The sequence below is a fragment of the Vampirovibrio chlorellavorus genome (assembly GCF_003149375.1).
Classification (GTDB): Bacteria; Cyanobacteriota; Vampirovibrionia; order Vampirovibrionales; family Vampirovibrionaceae; genus Vampirovibrio; species Vampirovibrio chlorellavorus_B.
Genome location: NZ_QFWH01000001.1, coordinates 91,159 through 110,742 on the forward strand (window position 1 = coordinate 91,159; position 19,584 = coordinate 110,742).

General features: G+C 52.6%; 28 protein-coding genes, 3 tRNA genes and 1 pseudogene. 5 read left to right on the forward strand and 27 right to left on the reverse strand.

Annotated elements, in window-relative coordinates:
- Nucleotides 1-128 precede the first annotated feature (128 nt).
- Together eno and DF283_RS00445 are read right to left on the reverse strand one after the other, a co-directional pair.
- Nucleotides 129-1,445: a phosphopyruvate hydratase gene (gene eno, locus DF283_RS00440; protein WP_303672613.1), complete on the reverse strand. Its 1,317-nt coding sequence runs from the start codon at nt 1,443-1,445 to the stop codon at nt 129-131.
- An 87-nt stretch (nt 1,446-1,532) separates the two neighbouring features.
- On the reverse strand, nt 1,533-1,817 hold the full coding sequence (locus tag DF283_RS00445) for an RNA-binding S4 domain-containing protein (protein WP_303672614.1): 285 nt from the start codon (nt 1,815-1,817) through the stop codon (nt 1,533-1,535).
- 111 nt (nt 1,818-1,928) lie between these two features.
- On the opposite strand from DF283_RS00445, the gene DF283_RS00450 reads away from it, so the two are divergent.
- The 4 genes from DF283_RS00450 (at nt 1,929) to minE (ending at nt 5,694) form a co-directional block, all read left to right on the forward strand.
- Complete coding sequence (locus tag DF283_RS00450; protein WP_303672615.1) at nt 1,929-3,182, forward strand: Glu/Leu/Phe/Val family dehydrogenase; 1,254 nt, start codon at nt 1,929-1,931, stop codon at nt 3,180-3,182.
- Nucleotides 3,183-3,427: 245 nt separating this feature from the next.
- Nucleotides 3,428-4,447, forward strand: a complete 1,020-nt coding sequence (locus DF283_RS00455; protein WP_303672616.1) for a septum site-determining protein MinC — start codon at nt 3,428-3,430, stop codon at nt 4,445-4,447.
- A 75-nt stretch (nt 4,448-4,522) separates the two neighbouring features.
- Nucleotides 4,523-5,344, forward strand: a complete 822-nt coding sequence (minD, locus tag DF283_RS00460; protein WP_303672617.1) for a septum site-determining protein MinD — start codon at nt 4,523-4,525, stop codon at nt 5,342-5,344.
- Between the two features lie 44 nt (nt 5,345-5,388).
- On the forward strand, nt 5,389-5,694 hold the full coding sequence (gene minE, locus DF283_RS00465; RefSeq protein ID WP_303672618.1) for a cell division topological specificity factor MinE: 306 nt from the start codon (nt 5,389-5,391) through the stop codon (nt 5,692-5,694).
- 179 nt (nt 5,695-5,873) lie between these two features.
- On the opposite strand, the gene rplR is transcribed toward minE, so the two are convergent.
- The 25 genes and pseudogenes from rplR to DF283_RS00590 all read right to left on the reverse strand — a co-directional run bounded on the left by rplR (nt 5,874) and on the right by DF283_RS00590 (nt 18,154).
- The gene (gene rplR, locus DF283_RS00470; protein ID WP_303672619.1) at nt 5,874-6,236 is read right to left on the reverse strand and encodes a 50S ribosomal protein L18; all 363 of its coding nucleotides are present in this window, start codon (nt 6,234-6,236) and stop codon (nt 5,874-5,876) included.
- A gap of 25 nt (nt 6,237-6,261) precedes the next feature.
- Nucleotides 6,262-6,813, reverse strand: coding sequence for a 50S ribosomal protein L6 (rplF, locus tag DF283_RS00475; RefSeq protein ID WP_303672620.1), 552 nt, complete (start codon nt 6,811-6,813; stop codon nt 6,262-6,264).
- A 45-nt stretch (nt 6,814-6,858) separates the two neighbouring features.
- Nucleotides 6,859-7,254, reverse strand: a complete 396-nt coding sequence (gene rpsH, locus DF283_RS00480) for a 30S ribosomal protein S8 (protein WP_303672622.1) — start codon at nt 7,252-7,254, stop codon at nt 6,859-6,861.
- Between the two features lie 35 nt (nt 7,255-7,289).
- Entirely contained in the window at nt 7,290-7,481 is a 192-nt protein-coding gene (locus DF283_RS00485; protein ID WP_303673092.1) for a type Z 30S ribosomal protein S14, read from the reverse strand.
- 51 nt (nt 7,482-7,532) lie between these two features.
- Nucleotides 7,533-8,105 (reverse strand): 50S ribosomal protein L5, encoded by a 573-nt coding sequence (gene rplE / locus DF283_RS00490; RefSeq protein WP_303672623.1) that lies wholly within the window; start codon nt 8,103-8,105, stop codon nt 7,533-7,535.
- Between the two features lie 19 nt (nt 8,106-8,124).
- A complete protein-coding gene (rplX, locus tag DF283_RS00495) occupies nt 8,125-8,487 on the reverse strand; it encodes a 50S ribosomal protein L24 (protein ID WP_303672624.1) in 363 nt (120 codons plus the stop codon).
- A gap of 10 nt (nt 8,488-8,497) precedes the next feature.
- Nucleotides 8,498-8,860, reverse strand: a complete 363-nt coding sequence (gene rplN / locus DF283_RS00500; protein ID WP_303672625.1) for a 50S ribosomal protein L14 — start codon at nt 8,858-8,860, stop codon at nt 8,498-8,500.
- Nucleotides 8,861-8,866: 6 nt separating this feature from the next.
- Complete coding sequence (rpsQ, locus tag DF283_RS00505; protein ID WP_303672626.1) at nt 8,867-9,118, reverse strand: 30S ribosomal protein S17; 252 nt, start codon at nt 9,116-9,118, stop codon at nt 8,867-8,869.
- Nucleotides 9,119-9,149: 31 nt separating this feature from the next.
- A complete protein-coding gene (rpmC, locus tag DF283_RS00510) occupies nt 9,150-9,344 on the reverse strand; it encodes a 50S ribosomal protein L29 (protein ID WP_303672628.1) in 195 nt (64 codons plus the stop codon).
- Entirely contained in the window at nt 9,331-9,771 is a 441-nt protein-coding gene (rplP, locus tag DF283_RS00515) for a 50S ribosomal protein L16 (RefSeq protein WP_303672629.1), read from the reverse strand. The genes rpmC and rplP overlap by 14 nt, the downstream gene beginning before the upstream one ends.
- A 200-nt stretch (nt 9,772-9,971) precedes the next feature.
- Nucleotides 9,972-10,643 (reverse strand): annotated as a pseudogene (gene rpsC, locus DF283_RS00520) (30S ribosomal protein S3); the annotation flags it as partial.
- A 12-nt stretch (nt 10,644-10,655) separates the two neighbouring features.
- On the reverse strand, nt 10,656-11,015 hold the full coding sequence (rplV, locus tag DF283_RS00525) for a 50S ribosomal protein L22 (protein WP_303672630.1): 360 nt from the start codon (nt 11,013-11,015) through the stop codon (nt 10,656-10,658).
- A gap of 11 nt (nt 11,016-11,026) precedes the next feature.
- Nucleotides 11,027-11,308 (reverse strand): 30S ribosomal protein S19, encoded by a 282-nt coding sequence (gene rpsS, locus DF283_RS00530; protein ID WP_303672631.1) that lies wholly within the window; start codon nt 11,306-11,308, stop codon nt 11,027-11,029.
- 15 nt (nt 11,309-11,323) lie between these two features.
- Nucleotides 11,324-12,154 (reverse strand): 50S ribosomal protein L2, encoded by an 831-nt coding sequence (gene rplB, locus DF283_RS00535; RefSeq protein WP_303672632.1) that lies wholly within the window; start codon nt 12,152-12,154, stop codon nt 11,324-11,326.
- A gap of 5 nt (nt 12,155-12,159) precedes the next feature.
- The gene (locus DF283_RS00540; RefSeq protein WP_303672633.1) at nt 12,160-12,465 is read right to left on the reverse strand and encodes an uL23 family ribosomal protein; all 306 of its coding nucleotides are present in this window, start codon (nt 12,463-12,465) and stop codon (nt 12,160-12,162) included.
- On the reverse strand, nt 12,458-13,111 hold the full coding sequence (gene rplD, locus DF283_RS00545; protein ID WP_303672634.1) for a 50S ribosomal protein L4: 654 nt from the start codon (nt 13,109-13,111) through the stop codon (nt 12,458-12,460). The genes DF283_RS00540 and rplD overlap by 8 nt, the downstream gene beginning before the upstream one ends.
- A gap of 13 nt (nt 13,112-13,124) precedes the next feature.
- Nucleotides 13,125-13,796 carry a 50S ribosomal protein L3 gene (gene rplC / locus DF283_RS00550; RefSeq protein ID WP_303672635.1) on the reverse strand — a complete coding sequence of 224 codons (672 nt, stop codon included), beginning with the start codon at nt 13,794-13,796 and terminating at the stop codon, nt 13,125-13,127.
- Nucleotides 13,797-13,908: 112 nt separating this feature from the next.
- Entirely contained in the window at nt 13,909-14,244 is a 336-nt protein-coding gene (rpsJ, locus tag DF283_RS00555; protein WP_303672636.1) for a 30S ribosomal protein S10, read from the reverse strand.
- Nucleotides 14,245-14,279: 35 nt separating this feature from the next.
- Complete coding sequence (gene tuf / locus DF283_RS00560; RefSeq protein WP_303672637.1) at nt 14,280-15,464, reverse strand: elongation factor Tu; 1,185 nt, start codon at nt 15,462-15,464, stop codon at nt 14,280-14,282.
- Between the two features lie 183 nt (nt 15,465-15,647).
- A tRNA-Thr gene (locus DF283_RS00565) sits at nt 15,648-15,719 on the reverse strand.
- 214 nt (nt 15,720-15,933) lie between these two features.
- Nucleotides 15,934-16,014: transfer RNA gene (locus DF283_RS00570), tRNA-Tyr, on the reverse strand.
- A 21-nt stretch (nt 16,015-16,035) separates the two neighbouring features.
- Nucleotides 16,036-16,107 (reverse strand) — tRNA-Thr (locus tag DF283_RS00575).
- A 101-nt stretch (nt 16,108-16,208) separates the two neighbouring features.
- Nucleotides 16,209-16,532 (reverse strand): MTH1187 family thiamine-binding protein, encoded by a 324-nt coding sequence (locus DF283_RS00580; protein ID WP_303672638.1) that lies wholly within the window; start codon nt 16,530-16,532, stop codon nt 16,209-16,211.
- A gap of 44 nt (nt 16,533-16,576) precedes the next feature.
- Nucleotides 16,577-17,050, reverse strand: a complete 474-nt coding sequence (locus DF283_RS00585; protein WP_303672639.1) for a YkgJ family cysteine cluster protein — start codon at nt 17,048-17,050, stop codon at nt 16,577-16,579.
- Between the two features lie 63 nt (nt 17,051-17,113).
- Nucleotides 17,114-18,154 carry an asparaginase gene (locus DF283_RS00590; RefSeq protein ID WP_303672640.1) on the reverse strand — a complete coding sequence of 347 codons (1,041 nt, stop codon included), beginning with the start codon at nt 18,152-18,154 and terminating at the stop codon, nt 17,114-17,116.
- Between the two features lie 160 nt (nt 18,155-18,314).
- Here DF283_RS00590 and DF283_RS00595 point away from each other — a divergent pair, with 160 nt between their 5' ends.
- Nucleotides 18,315-19,547, forward strand: coding sequence for a TonB family protein (locus tag DF283_RS00595; RefSeq protein ID WP_303672641.1), 1,233 nt, complete (start codon nt 18,315-18,317; stop codon nt 19,545-19,547).
- The last annotated feature ends 37 nt before the right edge of the window (nt 19,548-19,584 follow it).

The following is a 19,584-nucleotide window of genomic DNA, read 5'->3' on the forward strand; positions in this document are numbered from 1 at the left end:
CTTTGGCATTTTTTCAAGTAGTCCTTCTACATGAGCCGGCCCCAGCAAAAGGGACCCAAAGCCAATGGCCGAACCATCCTGAGACGATTCGGCCATTCGGCAAGTTTCAAGAAACGCTAGAGTCCGGTCTATTTGGCAATGGCCACCGGATTACCAGCGTGACGCAGACACTTAAAGGCGCTGGGGCCAGCATACTGGGCCACCGGACCTAACTCCTGCTCAATGCGCAACAGTTGGTTGTATTTGGCAATCCGCTCGGAGCGGCACAGTGAACCGGTTTTAATTTGTCCGGCGTTAACAGCCACGGCCAAATCGGCAATGAAGCTGTCCTCGGTTTCCCCGGAACGATGGCTGATGACCGTGGTGTAACCCGCTTGCTGGGCCATGCTAATGGCGGACAGGGTTTCACTGAGGGTGCCAATCTGATTCAGCTTGATGAGAATGCTGTTGGCCACGCCTTTTTCAATACCTTCCCGCAGAATGGCCGGGTTGGTGACGAACAGGTCATCGCCGACCAGTTGCACTTTGTGGCCGATGGCTTCGGTCAGCAGCTTCCAGCCGTCCCAGTCGCCTTCGGCCATGCCGTCTTCCACGGAGATGATGGGGTACTGCTCAACCAGGTCGGCCAGATAGGCCACCATTTCTTCCCGGTTCAGCTTCTTGCCTTCGCCAGTCATATCGTAGTGGCCATTCTTATAGAACTCGGAAGCGGCTACGTCTAGAGCTAGTTTGACCTGATCCTTGGTGTTGTAGCCAGCCCGCTCAATGGCGTGGATGATCAGCTCCAATGCCTCGGCGGCGCTTTTCAGGTTGGGGGCGAATCCGCCCTCATCGCCAACGCCAGTGGCCAAGTTGCGCTCCGCCAACACTTTTCGCAAGGTGTGGAAGATCTCGGCGCCCCAGCGCAAGGCTTCAGAGAAAGAGTAAGCGCCCACCGGGACGATCATGAATTCCTGAATATCAATGGTGTTGTCGGCATGGGCCCCGCCGTTGATGATGTTCATCATGGGCACCGGCAAAATGGTGGCGTTCACGCCGCCCAGATAACGGTATAAGGGCTGTTTGACAGTTTCGGCGGCGGCCCGGGCCACGGCCATACTGACGCCCAGCATGGCGTTCGCGCCCAGCTTGCTTTTGTTGGGGGTACCGTCCAGATCAATCAAAAGCTGGTCAATCTCGGATTGATGAAAGGCGTTGCGATCCACCAGCTCCCGGTTAATGGTTTCGTTGACGTTCTCAACGGCCTGCAACACCCCCTTGCCTGCGTAGCGGGCCTTATCCCCGTCCCGCAACTCCAGGGCTTCCCGAGAGCCGGTACTGGCCCCGGAGGGAACGGCAGCCCGGCCAATGGCCTCCCCGGACAGGGTCACTTCCACTTCCACAGTGGGATTGCCGCGAGAGTCTAGAATTTCACGGGCTTCTACATGCTCGATAAAGGAAACCATGGGGTGTTTCTCCAATAAACAAATGGCATTTTGAAAGCATTATAGCCGGAAGGCATTTTGAAAACCAATGCCTGAGGACGTTTTTGCCTATAGCGGGTTTTCCCGGGGGGCGGGTTGCAGCTGAATTTCCTGCACGACTTCGTACAAGGTGTCAGCCAATTGGGCGGGTACGGCTTTTTCCGGGGTTTGAGCAATTTTGACGGTGAGCAGGCGGTTACCGAAGCGCAGTTCCAGAGTTTGTCCGGGCTTTACTTCCGCCGCGGGCTTGGCGGTTTGCCCGTTGAGCTTGACGTGTCCGCCCTGGCACAATTCGGCGGCCACGGTGCGGCGCTTCACCAGACGAGAGACTTTGAGGTATTTATCCAGTCGCATAGGCAAGATTTCCAAATTGCAAAAACGGCTCATCCGCTTCATAATGCCAAAAACAAGGATTATCGGTGATAATCGATTATGAGAGACGTCGTCCGCGTTTGAGAGGGAACCATGCAGGAATTTTATAACGAAACATTTTTGAACGCTCAGAAGCAACTGGATCATGTGGCCCAATTGATGAATCTGGATGCCGGGGTGCATGAGCGGCTTCGTTACCCTCGCAAGGCGTTGATCGTTTCGGTTCCCATCAAGCTGGACAACGGTCAAACCAAGGTGTTCAGCGGCTATCGGGTGCAGCACGATCAGACCCTGGGGCCTACCAAGGGCGGCATTCGCTTTCACCACGAGGTCAATCTGGGAGAGGTGGCCGCTTTGGCCATGTGGATGACCTGGAAATGCGCTCTCTTGAACCTGCCCTACGGCGGGGCCAAAGGCGGGGTCTGCTGCTTCCCGGAAGAAATGAGTGTGAACGAGATGGAGCGATTGGCCCGTCGTTACACCACCGAGATTTTATCCATGATCGGGCCGGAAAAAGACATTCCCGCCCCGGACATGTACACCAATGAAAACACCATGGCCTGGATTATGGACACCTACAGCAACTTTATCGGCTACGCCGTGCCGGGGGTAGTGACTGGCAAGCCGGTTTCCGTGGGCGGATCACTGGGTCGCAAGGAAGCCACCGGTCGGGGTGTGGCCCATACAGTCAAAATGGCTCTGGAAAAGCTGCAACTGGGCAAGGATGAACCCACCGCCGCCGTGCAGGGCTTTGGCAACGTGGGTAGCATTACGGCCAAGTATCTGCACCAGCAAGGTATTAGAGTGGTGGCAGTGTCCGATGTGCAGGGCGGCGTGTACAGCGCCAAGGGACTGGATATACCTCGCCTGCTCTCTTACGTGGCCGAACGAGGCACCGTGGTGGGCTTTGACGATCTGGACACCATTGAGAACAAGGATGTGCTGGAGCTGGAAGTGGATATTCTGGTACCAGCGGCCTTGGCCAACGTAATTACCGAGCATAACGCCGATCGCATCAAGTGCAAAATTCTGGCGGAAGGGGCCAATGGCCCGGTCACCCCCGAAGCGGATTTGATTCTGCAAAACAAGGGCATTTTCATCATTCCCGGCATTCTGGCCAACGCTGGCGGCGTGGTGGTCTCTTACTTTGAATGGGTGCAGGACATTCAGCACCTGTTCTGGAGCGAAGAGCAGGTCAATGAGAAGCTGGGCTACCTGATGGGCCGGGCGTTTGAAGAGGTTTATCAGGTGTCCACCAACAAAAAGGTGGACAATCGCACCGCGGCCATGATGATTGGGGTCGGTCGGGTGGCTTCCGCCAAAATGCTGCGGGGCCTGTACCCCTAGCGGCTGGCGCTGCCTGCAACAGGCCGCCTTCATAAGAGTTTACATTCAAAAAGCGTAACAGTTATGGCTGTCTCGCTTTGTGCCTTGCTATGATACTCCCAAATCCTTAAATGGAACGGCCCAGCTGATGCAGTCCCGTTACGCAGGCCTCAGTCAGTTCTTTTTTGAGATTTTGTCAGAGAGTTGCCTGATTCGGTGTCTTGAGTATGAGCCCGAATATGGAAGAGAGGCCCCAGGATAGCACTATGGTTGAACTGCAGGATAGCCACCAAAATCGTGAAGCCGCATTGCTTTTGGATATTTCCTGGGCCGGTAATTCCGCACAGGCGTGTCAGGCCGCTGATGAATTCGTAGGCCGTCTGGCCAACGCCCCGGCTGGCGTTATGGTGGACATCAACGCAGGCGATTTGCTTTTAACCCGTGGAGTGTTGACCAAAATCAAACAGCAAATTCAGCGGGCGAATGCGGGGGTGGGCATTGTTTACGCCACTTTGCCCCAAACCCAGCAGGCCGCTCTTGATGAAGGCTTGTTCGTAAAAGAAAAACTCACCACCGGCTGGACGCCTTTGCGTCAGCCTTTGCCACTAAAGAAAACCAACGTGGGCGCTCAGTTGCCCCTGAAGTCCAAGCCTGCATCAGTGGGTGAAGTGCAGCTACCCAACTTTAATCCGCCAGAGGAAACCAGCGTAGCGGCCGCAACGGTCGAAACGTTCGCCGTAGTGGCACCGCAATCTCTGGAACCGCCAGAATTGCCGGAGGCGATTCTGGACACCCAGCCTGTGGAAGAGCAGCCACTGGAACAGTTAGAAGTGGTTTTGGATACGGAGCAGGTCGCTCTGACCGAGGGTGTCTTTGAGGCATTGGAATCGGGTCAGGTACAGGTGGTCGCTTATCCCGACTCTGCCGTGAATACCCTGTATCTCCGGCAAACCTTGCGTTCCGGGAAAACGGTTCGCTTCAACGGAAACATTGTCATCGTGGGTGACGTCCATGCAGGTAGTGAAATCACTGCCGGTGGGGACATTGTGGTCTGGGGAGAACTGAGAGGCATTGCCCATGCGGGTGCCCAAGGCAACTACAAGTCTGAAATCCGGGCCATGAAGATTGAAGCACTACAGTTGCGCATTGCCGATTATATTGCCCGACGCCCCGATCGTATCTACTACCACAAGGATGGCGCAGACCATCACATGCTGTCCCCCGAGGTGGCCCGGGTGGCTGATGGCGAAATTAAGATCTTTAAAACCATGCTGCCCAAAGGCTAGTCCTTTTGCCACGCGGCACCCCTAATTTTCCCAAGCATTAGCACTGAAAACAATCAAAGTGAGGTAGCTCTCTCCATGACAAAATCCAAAAAAGAAAAAGGACGGGTCGTCGTCGTGACTTCCGGTAAGGGCGGGGTGGGTAAAACCACCACCACAGCCAATATTGGAGCCGGTTTGGCCCGTATGGGGTACAAAGTGGTTCTGGTGGATACCGATATCGGCCTTCGCAACCTGGATTTGCTGATGGGCCTTGAAAACCGCATTGTCTACAACATTGTGGACGTGGTGGAAGAGCGTTGCAAACTCAGTCAGGCCTTGGTCAAAGATAAGCGGATGCCCAACCTCAGTTTGCTACCTGCTGCTCAAACCCGTGATAAATCGGCCTTGAACGAAGAGCAAATGAAGTCCGTCAGCGAACAATTGGCTGAAGAGTTTGACTTTATTCTGGTGGATAGCCCTGCCGGTATTGAGCAAGGCTTCCTCAACGCCACCGCTGGCGCCACTGAAGCCATTGTAGTCTGCACCCCCGAAATGTCTTCGGTTCGCGACGCGGATCGCATCATCGGCTTGCTGGAATCCAAGGAAGAAATCACGAACTACAAGCTGGTTATCAACCGGGTACGCCCTGGCATGATCAAGAACAATGACATGATGGATGTGGATGACGTCTTGGAAATCTTGTCCATCAAATTGCTGGGCGTCATTCCCGAAGATCAGGAAATCATTATCAGCACCAATAAAGGTGAGCCCATTGTGAACACCGAAAATTCCCTGGCTGGACAGGCTTACCGCAATATCGCCCGTCGGGTAGCTGGCGAGGATGTGCCTTTCCTGAACCTGGACGTTCCAACCTCATGGCTAGACAAATTGAAAGGCTTTTTTACCAAAAGCGCCTAGGCCAAGGTTTATAAAAGTTTTGAGACAACAATAGGAGATTCAACATGGGTTGGCTACGAAAACTTGTAGACTGGGTGGACCCGCCTAAAAGAACTATTGAGCAGGATATGATGGCTGATATGAACTCGGCGCGCGGCGATGCCAAAAATCGCCTGCGTCTGGTACTTATGCACGACCGCACACAACTCTCCCCGGTGGTTTTGGGACAAATGCGGGACGATATGGTTGAAGTCATCTCAAAATATGTCGAAATCGACAAAGATGCCCTGGAAGTGAACCTGGAAAGTGAATCCAATACCATTGCCCTGGTGGCCAACATCCCGGTGTTGAGAACGCGAGCCGGGGTCTAATTCCAGACCCTAGGACTGAGAAAACCGTAAAAGACCTGGCATCGAGTCAGGTCTTTTTACATAGCAAGCCCAAATGAACAAAAATCAAAAGCAATGAAATTAAAACATAATAAAAATGCGCAATAAAAAAGACCCGATATGGTGGTCGAGTCTTTTTTAAACAGAATGCTTGCTTGGGACTAGAATTCCAAACCAGCTTCACGGGCAGCTTCAGCCAAAGCGGCAATGCGTCCGTGGTAGAGATTACCGCCGCGGTCAAACACCACGCTGGTGATACCAGCAGCTTGCGCCCGGGTGGCAACCAATTGGCCGACTTTGCGGGCCGCTTCCACGTTGGCGCCGGAAGCACTGCGGAGGTCCTTGTCCAAGGTGCTAGCCGAAGCCACAGTGACGGCTTTGATATCATCAATGATCTGGGCGTAAATGTGCTTACCGCTACGGTAAACAGCCAATCTGGGACGTTCGGTGCTGCCAGTTAGGCGGCGACGAAGCCGGTAGTGCCGTTTACGAGTAACTTCCTTGCGATTGGGTTTACTGAGCATAATCCTGGTACCTGCTGCTTATTGCTTACTTCTTGCCTGCTTTACCGGCTTTACGGCGGATACGCTCTTCAGCGTACTTCACACCCTTGCCTTTGTAAGGCTCTGGCGGACGCTTGCTGCGAATCAGAGCAGAATACTGGCCGACCAACTCTTTGTCAGGTCCACTGACTTCCAGCTTAGTGTTGGCTTCAACCTTGAAAGAGATGCCTTCAGGCGCTTCGATCTCTACAGGATGGCTGAAACCCAAGGCCAGACTGAGCTTGCTGCCCTGTACCTGAGCTCGGTATCCCACCCCGATAATTTCCAATTTGCGGGAGAAGCCCGTACTGACACCAATGACCATGTTGTTCAACAAGGTACGACTCAGCCCGTGCAAACCGCGTGCCATCCGACTTTCATCGCGACGCGCAACAACCAGCTCGCCACCCTCTTGGGTAATGCTTACCTCAGGACGAAAAACGCGGGTCAAGGTACCCAACGGGCCTTTAACAATCGCCTTGGTACCTTCCGCGGTATTTTCGAGCTTGACTTCTACTTTATCCGGAATCCGGATAGGAGATTTACCAATTCGTGACATGGTATAAAACCTTCTCTAATCTTTTCTGCTTCAGTGTGGCCGGGATTAGTACACGTAGCAGAGTACTTCACCGCCAACGTGCGCCTTACGTGCTTCCCGATCGGAAAGCAGACCCTTTGGCGTACTAACGATGGCCGTACCACCACCACCTAAAATACGGGGCAGGTTATCAACCTTGTAGTACTTACGCAAACCTGGGCGGCTTACCCGCACCAGCTTACGAATCAGAGGATACCCTTCGCTGTCATATTTAAGCAGCACACGAAGCGTTTTGAAATTATCCGCTTCACGAATTTCATAACTTCTGATATAGCCTTCCTTTTGAAGTACTTTTGCAAGTTCCGTCTTCAATTTAGAGGCGGGTACTTCCACCATTGGATGGCCGACATTCGAGGCATTCCGAATGCGGGTCAGCATATCAGCGATCGGATCATTGTACATGGTTAGTTTACCCTTGTTCTTACTTCTATGGTTCGTTACCAGCTGGATTTGGTCACGCCAGGCAGTTTACCTTCACTGGCCAATTTCCGCAGACACAGTCTGCAAGTACCAAACAAGCGGTAGTAACTACGAGGACGGCCGCACAGGCTGCAACGATTGTGGAGTCTTACCTTGGGCAACTTGCCCTTAGCGACCTTTACAATGCGCTTTTCCTCTTTAACAATCATGGATGTTTTAGCCAAAATGGAATCTCCTGTTCCCTTTGAATGCTTTCGCGATTACGATGCTTGTGCTTTGGGGGCTTCCGACTTGGACTTCTTCTGGAAAGGGAAACCAAACTGCTCAAGCAAGGCTCGGGCTTCCATATCCGTCCGGGCGGAGGTCACGATGGTGATATTCAAACCACGCATACGCTGAACCTTGTCATAGTTGATCTCGGGGAAAACCAACTGATCCTTCAGGCCCAGGTTATAATTACCCAAACCGTCAAAACCGTTGGGATTCAGACCACGGAAATCACGAATACGGGGCAAGACAATGCCGGTCAACTTTGCCAAAAAATCATACATCCGGTCGCCACGCAGGGTGACTTTCGCGCCAATGGGCATCCCCTGACGGATCTTGAAACCGGCAATGGACTGCTTGGCTCGGGTGATTAACGGCTTTTGACCGGTGATCATCTGCAGCTCTTCCACACCATTGTCAAACAACTTGGCATTTTGAGCGCCATCGCCCAGACCAACGTTGACTACGATTTTCAGAATTTGAGGAACCTGATACTTGTTACTCAGCTCCAGATCCTTTTGCAAGGCCGGAACGATTTCTTTTTCGTAACGCTCTTTTAATGTCATTGCTTAAATTCCTAACTGGTTATGCGTCAAACTGTTCGCCGGTTTTTTTGGCAACACGGACCCGTTTGCCGTCTACCATTTCCGTCTTGATGCGGCTGGCCTGATTGTTCTTGGTATCGTACAACATCACTTTGGACACATAAAGCGGTGCTTCCATTTCCAATATGCCGCCACGCTGACCGACCATCGGATTAGGTTTAACCGCTTTCTTGATGATGTTGACGCCTTCTACCAGCACTTTTCCCTTACTACGGAAAACACGCTTGATCGTGCCGGTCTTGCCCTTGTCCTTGCCAGCGATGACCATCACCGTATCGCCCTTTTTAACACTGTAGTGGAGGGGAAGCGCAATGCGTTTCTTGGATGACTTGGCTTGTAACATTACTTTTCTCCTACAGAACTTCTGGGGCGAGGGATACGATTTTCATATAGTTCTTATCACGCAGTTCACGTGCTACAGGTCCAAAAACGCGGGTACCACGAGGATTGCCTTCTTTATTTACAATAACTGCCGCGTTCTCGTCAAAACCGATAGTAGAACCATCAGCCCGTTTGCGACGCGCCTTGGTACGCACTACAACCGCGCGAACAATATCGGATTTCTTCACGGTGCCGTTGGGCTGAGCCTTTTTGACCACAGCAATGATAACATCGCCGATCCCTGCGTAGGTCTTGCCACCCAGAACCCGGATGCACAAGAGTTCCAAGGCTCCGGAGTTATCCGCTACTTGCAATCTGCTTTCTTGTTGAATCATGGCGCTCTATACCTCCTGGGTCCGTTCCAGAACAGCGGCTAGACACCAGGTTTTGTCTTTGCTGTACGGGCTGCTTTCGACGATACGTACCAAATCACCCTCGTGACATTCGTTTTTCTCATCGTGAGCCTTGAACTTTACCGTCCTGTTTTGAATTTTCCCGTACTTGGGATGGGGGTGTTTCTCGGCAATAGCAACAACAATGGTTTTATCCATTTTGTTTGACACTACTGTTCCGACTTTTTCCTTCTTGGGCATGGCTAAATAAATGTCCTTATTTGGATTGGGTTCAGACTTGCTGTGCTTTTTGAGTCAAGACCGTTTGCAGCTGGGCAATCTGGTGGCGCAGCTGGCGCAATTCAGCGGTACTTTCGAGCTGGTTCATCGAGTGCTTGAACCGCGCTTCAAACAACGCCTTACGGGCCTTTTCAATATGCGTATTGAGTTCGTCCTGAGTAAGCTCGCGCATTTCAGTTATTTTCATGAGTGGAACCTCCCAGGATATCTTCTTTGCATAGAATTTTGGTCCGAACCGGTAATTTTTGAGCCGCCAAAGCCAAGGCCTTGGTAGCCAGTTCACGGTTCACGCCTTCCATTTCGAAAAGCAGTTTGCCCGGTTTCACCACGGCAACCCAGTACTCTTGGTTACCTTTACCGGAACCCATCCGGGTCTCGGCAGGTTTCTTGGTAATCGGCTTGTCTGGGAAAATACGAATCCAGATTTTTCCGCCCCGCTTGATACTCCGGGTCATGGCCCGACGAGCGGCCTCAATCTGACGACTGGTTAACCAACCTGGATCCAGGGTTTGCAGGGCAAAACTTCCAAACTCGAAGCTGGTGCCTCTGGTTTCGGTACCTTTCATGGTACCTCGCATCTGTTTGCGATATTTGGTTCGCTTAGGCATTAACATATGGATATTTACTCCTCGGATGGGGTTGTGTCGACCGAAGGGGATACAACCGGGTTATCTTTACGAGGCCCACGACCACGGCCTGGACCACCACCACGGTTACCACGGCTGGCTTCACCACCGCGGCCACCCGGAGCGCCACGACGTCCAGCACCTTGCAAGCCCTGATCGGAACGCTGCTGCTGACCTTCTTCGGGGCGGGCAGATTTCTGTTTCACATTAGAAATGGCTGTTTCACCCGGCATGACTTCGCCTTTGAAAATCCAGACCTTCACGCCGATGATACCAAACATGGTGAGCGCTTCGGCAACACCGTAATCAATATCAGCACGGAACGTATGCAGCGGGATGCGGCCTTCTTTGGTCCACTCGGTACGAGCAATTTCAGCACCACCCAAGCGTCCAGCGATCATAATCTTGATACCCTTGATGCCTGCACGCATGGAGCGTTGAATGGCTTGTTTCATCGCCCGACGGTAAGCGATCCGTTTTTCCAGTTGCTGGGCAATGGATTCAGCAACCAACATGGCATCAGCTTCGATCCGATTGACTTCCAGAACATCAATCTGAATGTCCTTACGGCTGGTCAGAGTTTGCAGTTCCTTGCGCAGGGTATCCAGACCTTGTCCGCCACGACCGACGACCATACCCGGGCGACCCGTGATGATACGAATGATCAGGCGCTGGGCCTTACGATCAATTTCAACGCGGCTGATGGAAGCAGCTTTCAGTTTCTTTTTAACGAATTTGCGAATTTTCTCATCTTCGGCAACGTTAATGGCATACATCTTCTTGTTGCCAGCAATCCAGGTCACTTCATGAGGCTGGATGATGCCGAGTCTGACGCTTTTCGGGTGAACCTTCTGTCCCACGGTATCTTCCTTCTATTTGGCTTCTTTAACTTGCACTGCAACGGTCAGGTGTGAAGTCGGCTTCTCCCGCTTGTAGATACGCCCTTGAGCCCGAGGCTTGAAGCGACGATAAGAAGGACCTTCATCAGCGAACGCGCGGCTGATTACCAACTGCGCCGGATCTTCAACGCCGAATTTCACCTGAGCGTTACTGGTCGCTTCGATCAGTTTCTTCAAAACAACCCGTGCGGCTTCGTAAGGCATTAAACGGAGCATGTTGTATGCTTCAGGAACTCGCTTGCCACGGATGGTATCTACCACGCGACGCAGCTTACGAGGGGACATAATGATGTACTTTTGTTTTGCTTGAGCTTCTAATGGATTGGTTGCCATAATTGTTCGTCCTATCTCTTGCCAGCTTTCTTATCGCTGCCGGCGTGGCCGCGAAAGAAGCGGGTGGGGGCGAACTCGCCCAACTTGTGACCGATCATTTGCTCTGTAACGTAGACAGGCACATGCTTGGCGCCATTATGTACGGCGATAGTGTGACCAATCATATCCGGAATAATCATGGAACGACGAGACCAAGTCTTGATAACTTTTTTATCACCGACCTTGTTGAGTGCGTCCACTTTCTTTTCCAAGTGGTCATCCACGAAGGGACCTTTTTTTAAAGAGCGAGGCATAACTGCGTATAACTCCTATTTCGTGCGTCGTCTGACGATGTATTTATTTGAGGCCTTGCGGCGGCTACGGGTCTTGTAACCCAAGGTGGGCTTGCCCCACGGGGTTACAGGGGTAGGACGACCAATGGGAGCGCGTCCTTCACCACCACCGTGCGGGTGATCCACAGGGTTCATTACAGAACCACGCACTGTGGGACGAATCCCCAAGTGACGCTTGCGTCCAGCTTTGCCCAGGCTCAAGTTCTTGTATTCGGCGTTGCTGAGACTACCAATGGTGGCATAGCAATCAATACGCACCATCCGCATTTCGGAGCTAGGCAGACGCAACGTCGCAAAATCACCTTCCTTGGCAACCAGCTGGGCAGATCCGCCAGCCGAACGAACCATCTGACCACCACGCCCTGGGATCATCTCAATATTATGGACAACAGAACCCAAAGGAATATTTCTCAAAGGCAAGGCGTTGCCGGGCTTGATTTCAGAGTTAATGCCCGCCATAACGGTGTCACCTACCTTCAAGCCTTCCGGCTTCAAGATGTAGCGTTTTTCACCATCGGCATACGTAATCAAGGAGATACGCACGTTCCGGTTGGGATCGTACTCTACGGTGCTGACAACCCCTGGAATATCACGCTTGTCCCGACGGAAATCAATCAGACGGTAATGTTTTTTATTGCCGCCGCCTTGATGACGGGTGGTGATACGACCATAGTTGTTACGGCCTGCGTGCTTCTTGAGCTTACGCAGCAGAGGCTTGTGGGGTTCATGAGTGGTAATGTCAGCTGTTTCCAGCTTGGACATACCGCGAACACCGGCAGAGGTTGGTTTGTATTGCTTAACGGCCATTACACTTATACTCCTGTGAAGAGTTCAATTGGCTCACCGGTGATAGAAAACACGGCTTTCCGTTTTTCCTGGGTTTGACCAATTCTTTTACCGTAACGTTTGGTACGGGCAGGAACAGTAATTAAACGCACTGCACGAACCTTGCGACCTGGGAAAGCCAATTCAAAGGCTTGGGTCAGTTCGATTTTGTTGGCATCCCGAGCAACTTCAAAAACGTATTGGCTTAGTTCAGCCAGCGACGTAGTCTTTTCTGTAACAATCGGGCGCTTCAACAAATTGTAGAGTTCAGAACGCTGGGCTGTCTTAGACATAAGAGGCATACCTTTCATTGATTTCCTGAATCGCGTTGTTGCTGGCAATGACAGCATCAGCATCCAGTAGATCCTTGGCGCTGAGGTTGTGCGGGAGACACAACTTAACACCGGGAAGATTACGCGCAGCCAGGTAGATAAACTGGTTTTCGGTGGTTTTGTAGTCAGCCAAAATCAATACTTTCTTTTCCGCCACACCCAAAGCCGACAACAGAGTAGCCACATCTTTGGTTTTTGGACCTGTCAAGAAAGAAAAGTCATCGAGGACTTTAAATTTGCCTTGAGCCGCAGACAAGGAAGACCGCATTGCCAAAGCACGGACTTTGCGAGGCAGATTAAAGGAGTAATCACGTGGCTTGGGGCCAAACGTGACACCACCGCCAACCCACAGCGGAGAGCGAATGCTACCGGCACGGGCGCGGCCAGTGCCTTTTTGCTTCCAGGGCTTTTTACCACCGCCTCGCACTTCAGCGCGAGTCTTGCTGCAGGCAGTGCCAGCGCGTCCATTGGCCAGTTCACGACGCACCGCGAGGTGAAGCACGTGTACATTGGGTTCAATGCCAAACACTTCAGAGGAGACTTCCACCTGGCCAGCTTCTTTGCCTTCCTTTGAGAATTTTTTGAGAATGATTTTATCTTCAGCCATGATGTCCTGCTCCTTACTTTCTCAGCTCGTTCCAGCGTTCCGGCTTGGCCTGAATCGTCAAGAAGCCGCCTTCCACACCGGGGACAGCACCTTTAATCAGAACCACATTTTTTTCCGGAATAACGCGAACCACTTTCAGGTTACGGACAGTGACCTGCTCGTTACCCATGTTCCCGGCCATTTTCAAACCCTTAAAGACACGGCCCGGGGTGGTACCGGCACCGATTGAACCCGGCAATCTGTGAGACTTGGAACCGTGACTCATCGGCCCACGACCGTGATTCCAGCGCTTGGTATTGCCCTGGAAGCCCTTACCAATGGACTTTCCGGTTACATGAACCAATACGCCCTCGTTCAAGAAGGAACCATCGCCAGCCGGCTGAATGGTGTCACCCACCTTGAAACCCTCTACCTGCTCTGCGGTCATGCGGAATTCCTTCAGCTTGCGCAGTAGTGGTAAGTTGTTTTTCAGCAAGTGCTGCTGTTGAGCTTTCGTTAAATGCTTGCCCTTCGCCGGGACAAAACCAACCTGGATTGCGGAATAACCAGCATCCTGCTTGGTTTTAACCTGGGTGACCGTTAACGGCAAAAGCTCTACAACCGTTACGGGGACAGCGGACCCGTCTTCCACGAAGACCTGGGTCATGCCACGTTTTCTTCCAATGAGGTGTCTTGGAAAACTCACCTTGTTTACCTTTCCTTATCTAGTAAGTGGTATGAGTCTCAACTTATTCAGTTGTCTTTATCCACTGGAGGACTGAATGGGGTGTCTAACCTGAGGAGGAAAATTTAATGTATTACAAGCGTACTTCGATATCAACCCCAGCCGGTAAATCTAACCGGCTGAGCAGACTGGCGAATTCTTGACCCGGATCAATAATGTCAATCAAACGCTTGTGAGTGCGGATTTCAAAATGTTCTCTGGATTTTTTGTTAACGTGCGGAGAACGCAGTACACAGAAAACCTGACGATGAGTAGGAAGGGGAATCGGGCCAACAACTTTCCCTTGGGCACCCTTAGCAACCTCAATGATCTTTTGGGCCGATGAATCAATCAAACGACTGTCATAAGACTTGAGACGAATGCGTACCCGATTTTGTTTGGGAGCTTTCTTTTTTGCCGTTGTAGCCATATTCCTTCTTCCTACTCTTTCGTCAAATTCATTAATTAGCTGATGATGGTGTCTACGACGCCAGCGCCAACGGTGCGTCCACCTTCACGGATGGAGAAACGCATCCCTTGCTCGATAGCGATCGGAGCAATCAGTTCTACTTCCATCACGATGTTATCACCAGGCATAACCATCTCAACGCCGTCTGGCAATTTGATGGTACCGGTCACATCGGTGGTACGTACATAGAACTGAGGACGGTAGTTGCTGAAGAATGGCGTGTGACGACCACCTTCATCCTTGCTCAGAACGTATACGTTAGCTTTGAACTTGGTGTGAGGTTTGATGGAGCCGGGTTTCGCCAGAACCATACCACGCTCAACAGCGGTTTTATCGATACCACGGAGTAGAGCGCCCACGTTGTCACCAGCCAGACCTTCATCCAGCAATTTGCGGAACATCTCAATCCCGGTAACGGTGGTCTTGCGGGTGTCGCCCAAGCCGATGATTTCAACTTCATCGCCGACGTTGACCTTACCACGCTCGATACGACCGGTTACAACGGTACCACGGCCGGTGATGGTGAATACGTCCTCAATGGGCATCAGGAAAGGCTGATCGATGGGACGCTCAGGGGTGGGAATAGAAGCGTCAACGGCGTCCATCAGTTCCTGAATGGATTTAACCCAGTTTGCGTCGCCTTCCAGGGCTTTCAAAGCGGAGCCACGGATGATGGAGATATTATCGCCGTCGAACTCGTATTTGCTCAACAGTTCACGGGCTTCCATTTCGACCAGGTCGAGCAATTCAGGATCATCAACCATGTCACATTTGTTCAGGAAGACAACCAACTGAGGTACGCCAACCTGACGTGCCAACAGGATGTGTTCACGGGTCTGGGGCATCGGACCATCAGTGGCCGCAATTACCAAAATAGCGCCATCCATCTGGGCGGCACCGGTAATCATATTCTTCACGTAGTCAGCGTGACCAGGGCAGTCAACGTGAGCGTAGTGACGGTTGTCGGTCTCGTACTCTACGTGAGCGGTAGAAATGGTAATACCACGGGCTTTTTCCTCAGGTGCCGCATCGATCTCATCGAATTTTTTAGCCTGAGCTTTACCTTCTTTAGCCAACACAGTGGTGATGGCTGCAGTCAACGTGGTTTTACCGTGGTCAACGTGACCAATGGTACCGATGTTGACGTGCGGCTTAGTCCGGTTGAACTTCTCGCGAGCCATGTTTTTGTTGTCTCCTTTACGTGCTGATTATTTCAAACAAGTTTGGATAACCTGTACCTACCTGGATATGCCCTGTGGTGGGAATCTCCGAGTTACGCGCCTGATTCTTTCTATTGAGCGGTGCCAAGTTATGCTGAATAAGGACACGTGGAGCTAGATAACCACAAAAAAAGAAAAAAAAATAGCCCATGACGAGATTTGAACTCGTGACCTTCCCCTTACCAAGGGGATGCGCTACCCCTGCGCCACATGGGCATGTGTTTTGTATTTTGAGTTGCTTATTGAGGCTATCAGAATACTGGGGGTGAAATCTTGGAACTATAGAAAATCACAAAGGGAATTGGTCTGTCTAGTGGTTAATCGGATCTATCCGTAATTTTTTTATCATTTGTAGGAACCAGCTGATTGGAAGCCGCTTCCATCCTACTTCAAAAAGAACAAAACCGCCTCAAGAGAGACGGTTTTGGTATGGGTAGGGTTGGATTTGAACCAACGTAGCTTTCGCAACGGGTTTACAGCCCGCCCCCTTTAACCACTCGGGCACCTACCCAGGTGTGGGGATACTGTCATTAGCCGGTGATGGGACTCGAACCCGCAACCTACGGTTTACAAAACCGTTGCTCTGCCATTGAGCTACACCGGCCCATTTTTATCCGAGATTGGATAAAGCGGGAATATGGCAGTCCATTTATCATAGGGCCTCAATCGTTGCTGTCAACATTCGTCTTTTACAGCAAGGTCCAATCAAAATTGAACGGGCAGACCGGCCTTTTGGGCCACACTCTGTATCTTGTTGTCCATCGTATTGCCGCGATCCCTGCGGTCATCTATGCGGATGCTGGTTGATACCCGGTAAGCCCCTTGACTGAACTGAGCCTCGTGCATTCTGCGGATGAGTTCCAGGACACGGTCCAGTTCACCCGCCAGGGTGGTGGACATGGGATTGATTTTGAACGCCACATCCGGGAATTCCTTGATGAGCCGTTCGCTGGCGGCCACGTAGTCGCTGATACTGGTATTGGCTGTCCCAATGGGCACAATGGTCACGTCGGCAAAAATCTTGGGCATGGACACTCTCCTGATGGTAGTTCCGGGGTTCGTTGACTCCCTATTTATTCAAGCATAGATTGCAGCCTTTTCAATTCGGCCAGTTCCTCCCGAAGGGTCTGAATTTTCTGCTGACAGTCCTGCTGAATAGGGTAGTATCCACAGCACTTTGGAATGGCCCCAAAGGGGGATTCGGGAAAATCCCGGCACAAGGTGGGGCGATCCTCATAAATTTGACACTGATTTCTGCCTTGCAGGTAGATGCAACGATAAAAGACGAGCGAGTCCGGAGCGTCTCCCCGTTGTTCGGCGATCAGCCGGGAGGCGGCCACCGCGTCGGGAGCGTTGGCAATTGCGTCCCGCAGCGACGGGTAGGGCTGATACTGATTCAGAAAGGCACGAGCGACCGGCTCCCCTTGCGCTGCCTGCACCAGAAGATTATTCCACGGCGTTTTTTGGGCGGCTCCCCGGCAGCATTCGCCCGATTGATCGCAAGCGCTCCGGGGCCAGCGGATTTCCAATAAGGTTTCCCAATCCATGCGGCTACTTTAACCTCGCCCTCTCTCTGATTACTAATTCGCTACCTGCCGGAGCTGGCCTTTTCAGGGCCTTGGCAGGGGTGGGTAAAGAACTTGATAGTGCCCCACAGCTTTACCCGCCGTGTTAAACCGCTGTCGCTCCTGAAACGGGGCCAGTCGCTCGTCCTGAACAGCCCGGGCATCCAACCAGCCCAGCCGGGTGAGAATTTCCACCACGGCCATGTTACGCACCGCTTCGTTGCCATCGGCAATTTTCACGGCCAAACCCTCGCCAGCATCAATTTGACTCACGCACAACACCCCATCGGCGCCGACCTTGGCCAGTAACCGACCCCGACTGGCCTGCATGATGACCGTGTCCACCCGCCCTTCCCCGCCCACAATCTCTGGATAACGGATCATGGCGTCCCTCAAGGGCGCGAAAGGCTCGGCAGATCCCAAATGGGCGTACAACAGGGCCATGGTCTGCAAAGGCAGATAAAAAACCGGGGCTCCGCAGCCATCAATGGCGGTTGGAATGACCTCAACCCGCCCCCACTGCCGAAGGTAACTGAAAATCCTTTGTTGTAACGGGTGATCCACGTGCAGATAACTATCGACAGGAAGGTCTTTTTGCTGACAGTAGAACAGCATACCGGCATGCTTACCCGAACAGTTGTTGTGAATGGCCGTGGGAGTCTGCCCCGATAGCCTCAAATCCTGGCGCATGGTGGCATCAATGGGATTATGCGGACCACAGCGCAGGCAGTTCTCATCCAATCCAGCCTTGCGCAGAATACTACGGGCCAAGTCCAGGTGCTGACTGCCCCCCACGTGGGAGGCACAGGTCAGGGCCAGCTCCGCCTCCGTGAGTTGATGGTGTAACTCATCGGCAACCAAAGGATAAGCCTGAAAGGGTTTGGCTGAGGAGCGAAAAAAAGTAGCGGTTTCCAAAGCTCCCGGTGTAGAATACAGTAATCCGCGTTGGTAATGGCTAACCACCAGCCAGCCCAAGTGGATGTTTTCAATCAGGCTTTCGCGATTAGAGAGTTCTCCATCGCTGGTGTTCGTTAAATAACGGTTCGCCGTTACCAGTACGGATGGTTCAATAGATGGGGGCGTCATTGTTTTTTCCGAAAGCGGTTTGTAAAAATTTATTCTAGAATAGAAACACCCCGGTGCAAAAGGCGTCATTCATACTCAAGTTTATGGGGACGGCTGCCAGGACAAATCCAGAATACTTATCCAAAACAGTTATATGGTTGATTGATAATAAGTGCCATCAGTGAAAACACCCTATTCACAACCTGCCATCACCAGCCAAGCACCGCCTTCCACTGGGCTGGGGCTGTATTCCAGCAAGGAATATGACTCCAAATTATGGAAATGGCTGGGGTTGGCCGCGTTTCTGCACGTGGCCCTGGTTCTGCTGCTGGTGGCCTTTATTCAGCTGATGGCCTTTTTTGGCTTCAAGATCCCCTTGTTTTCCGCACAAATGAAGCAACCCGATGTGGAATTCGTGCTGGTGGATAACCAGCCCGCCCAGCCCCCACGTCAGCCCACCAATCGCCGGGCCGAGCGCAATAGTCGTTCTGGCGGCAAGCGCATTGCCAACCGTCCGGTACAAGTCTCTCAACAGGCAGCAGGCTCCCCTGCGAAAAAATCAACGCCACGCCCTGCCGTGGCCCCTCAGCCCAAGGCCAACCCGGCCCCGCCGTCTCGTTCGCAATCTCGGCCACAGCCAAGGCCTCAACCAAAACCGACCCAGCAGGTCGCCCAAAAGCCATCACCAACGCCCAAACAGGCGCCCTCTCCCACGCCAGCGCCCAGCCCCACACCGGCTCCAACACCACCGGCACCCAAAGCCCCACGGCCTGTCAAAGTGGCGAGCGCGGCTCCCAGCTTGCCACCCAATCCCATTGCGCCCACCATCAAAACGCCTGCCCCAAAAAATCCTTCAGCCACCCTGGGCGGTGGCCCTGTAGCCAACACCAGCGGTGGCGGGTCCACATCCGGCAGCACCAGTGGCGGTAGTGCCAGTGGTAGCCCCAGCTCCAGCTTTATTGGCGGGAGTCCCTCACGGGGAAGCGGTAGTCCTGGTAGCGCTGGCAGCCCCGGTGGAGGGGGTGGCGGAAACGGTGGCCGTGGTTCATACAACCAAAGCGGTTCGCCTGGTGGCGGTGGTGGCCGAGATGGCGTGGACGCCATGGCGGAACCCGATTTCGGCCCTTATATCGCAGAATTGCAGCGACGCATTCGTCGCAACTGGGCTCCCCCGGTGGAAGATCGCAGTAAGCGAGTGGTCGCCCTCTTCAAGGTGTCCCGCGATGGCCGCCTGTTAAGCCTGCGCCTGCAGCAGTCCTCCGGTTCGCCCGCTGCCGATCAGGCAGCCTTGGCGGCCGTGCGTGCTTCTGCCCCCTTTAAGCAGTTGCCGCCCAATTATCGGGGCAACGATATTGATGTGCAGTTCATCTTCGATTACGAAATCTACGGTCACGGCAGCGCCCAGCGTCGCTAGGCTGAATTTTCGCTGAAGGAGACCTGAGCAAGCCGTT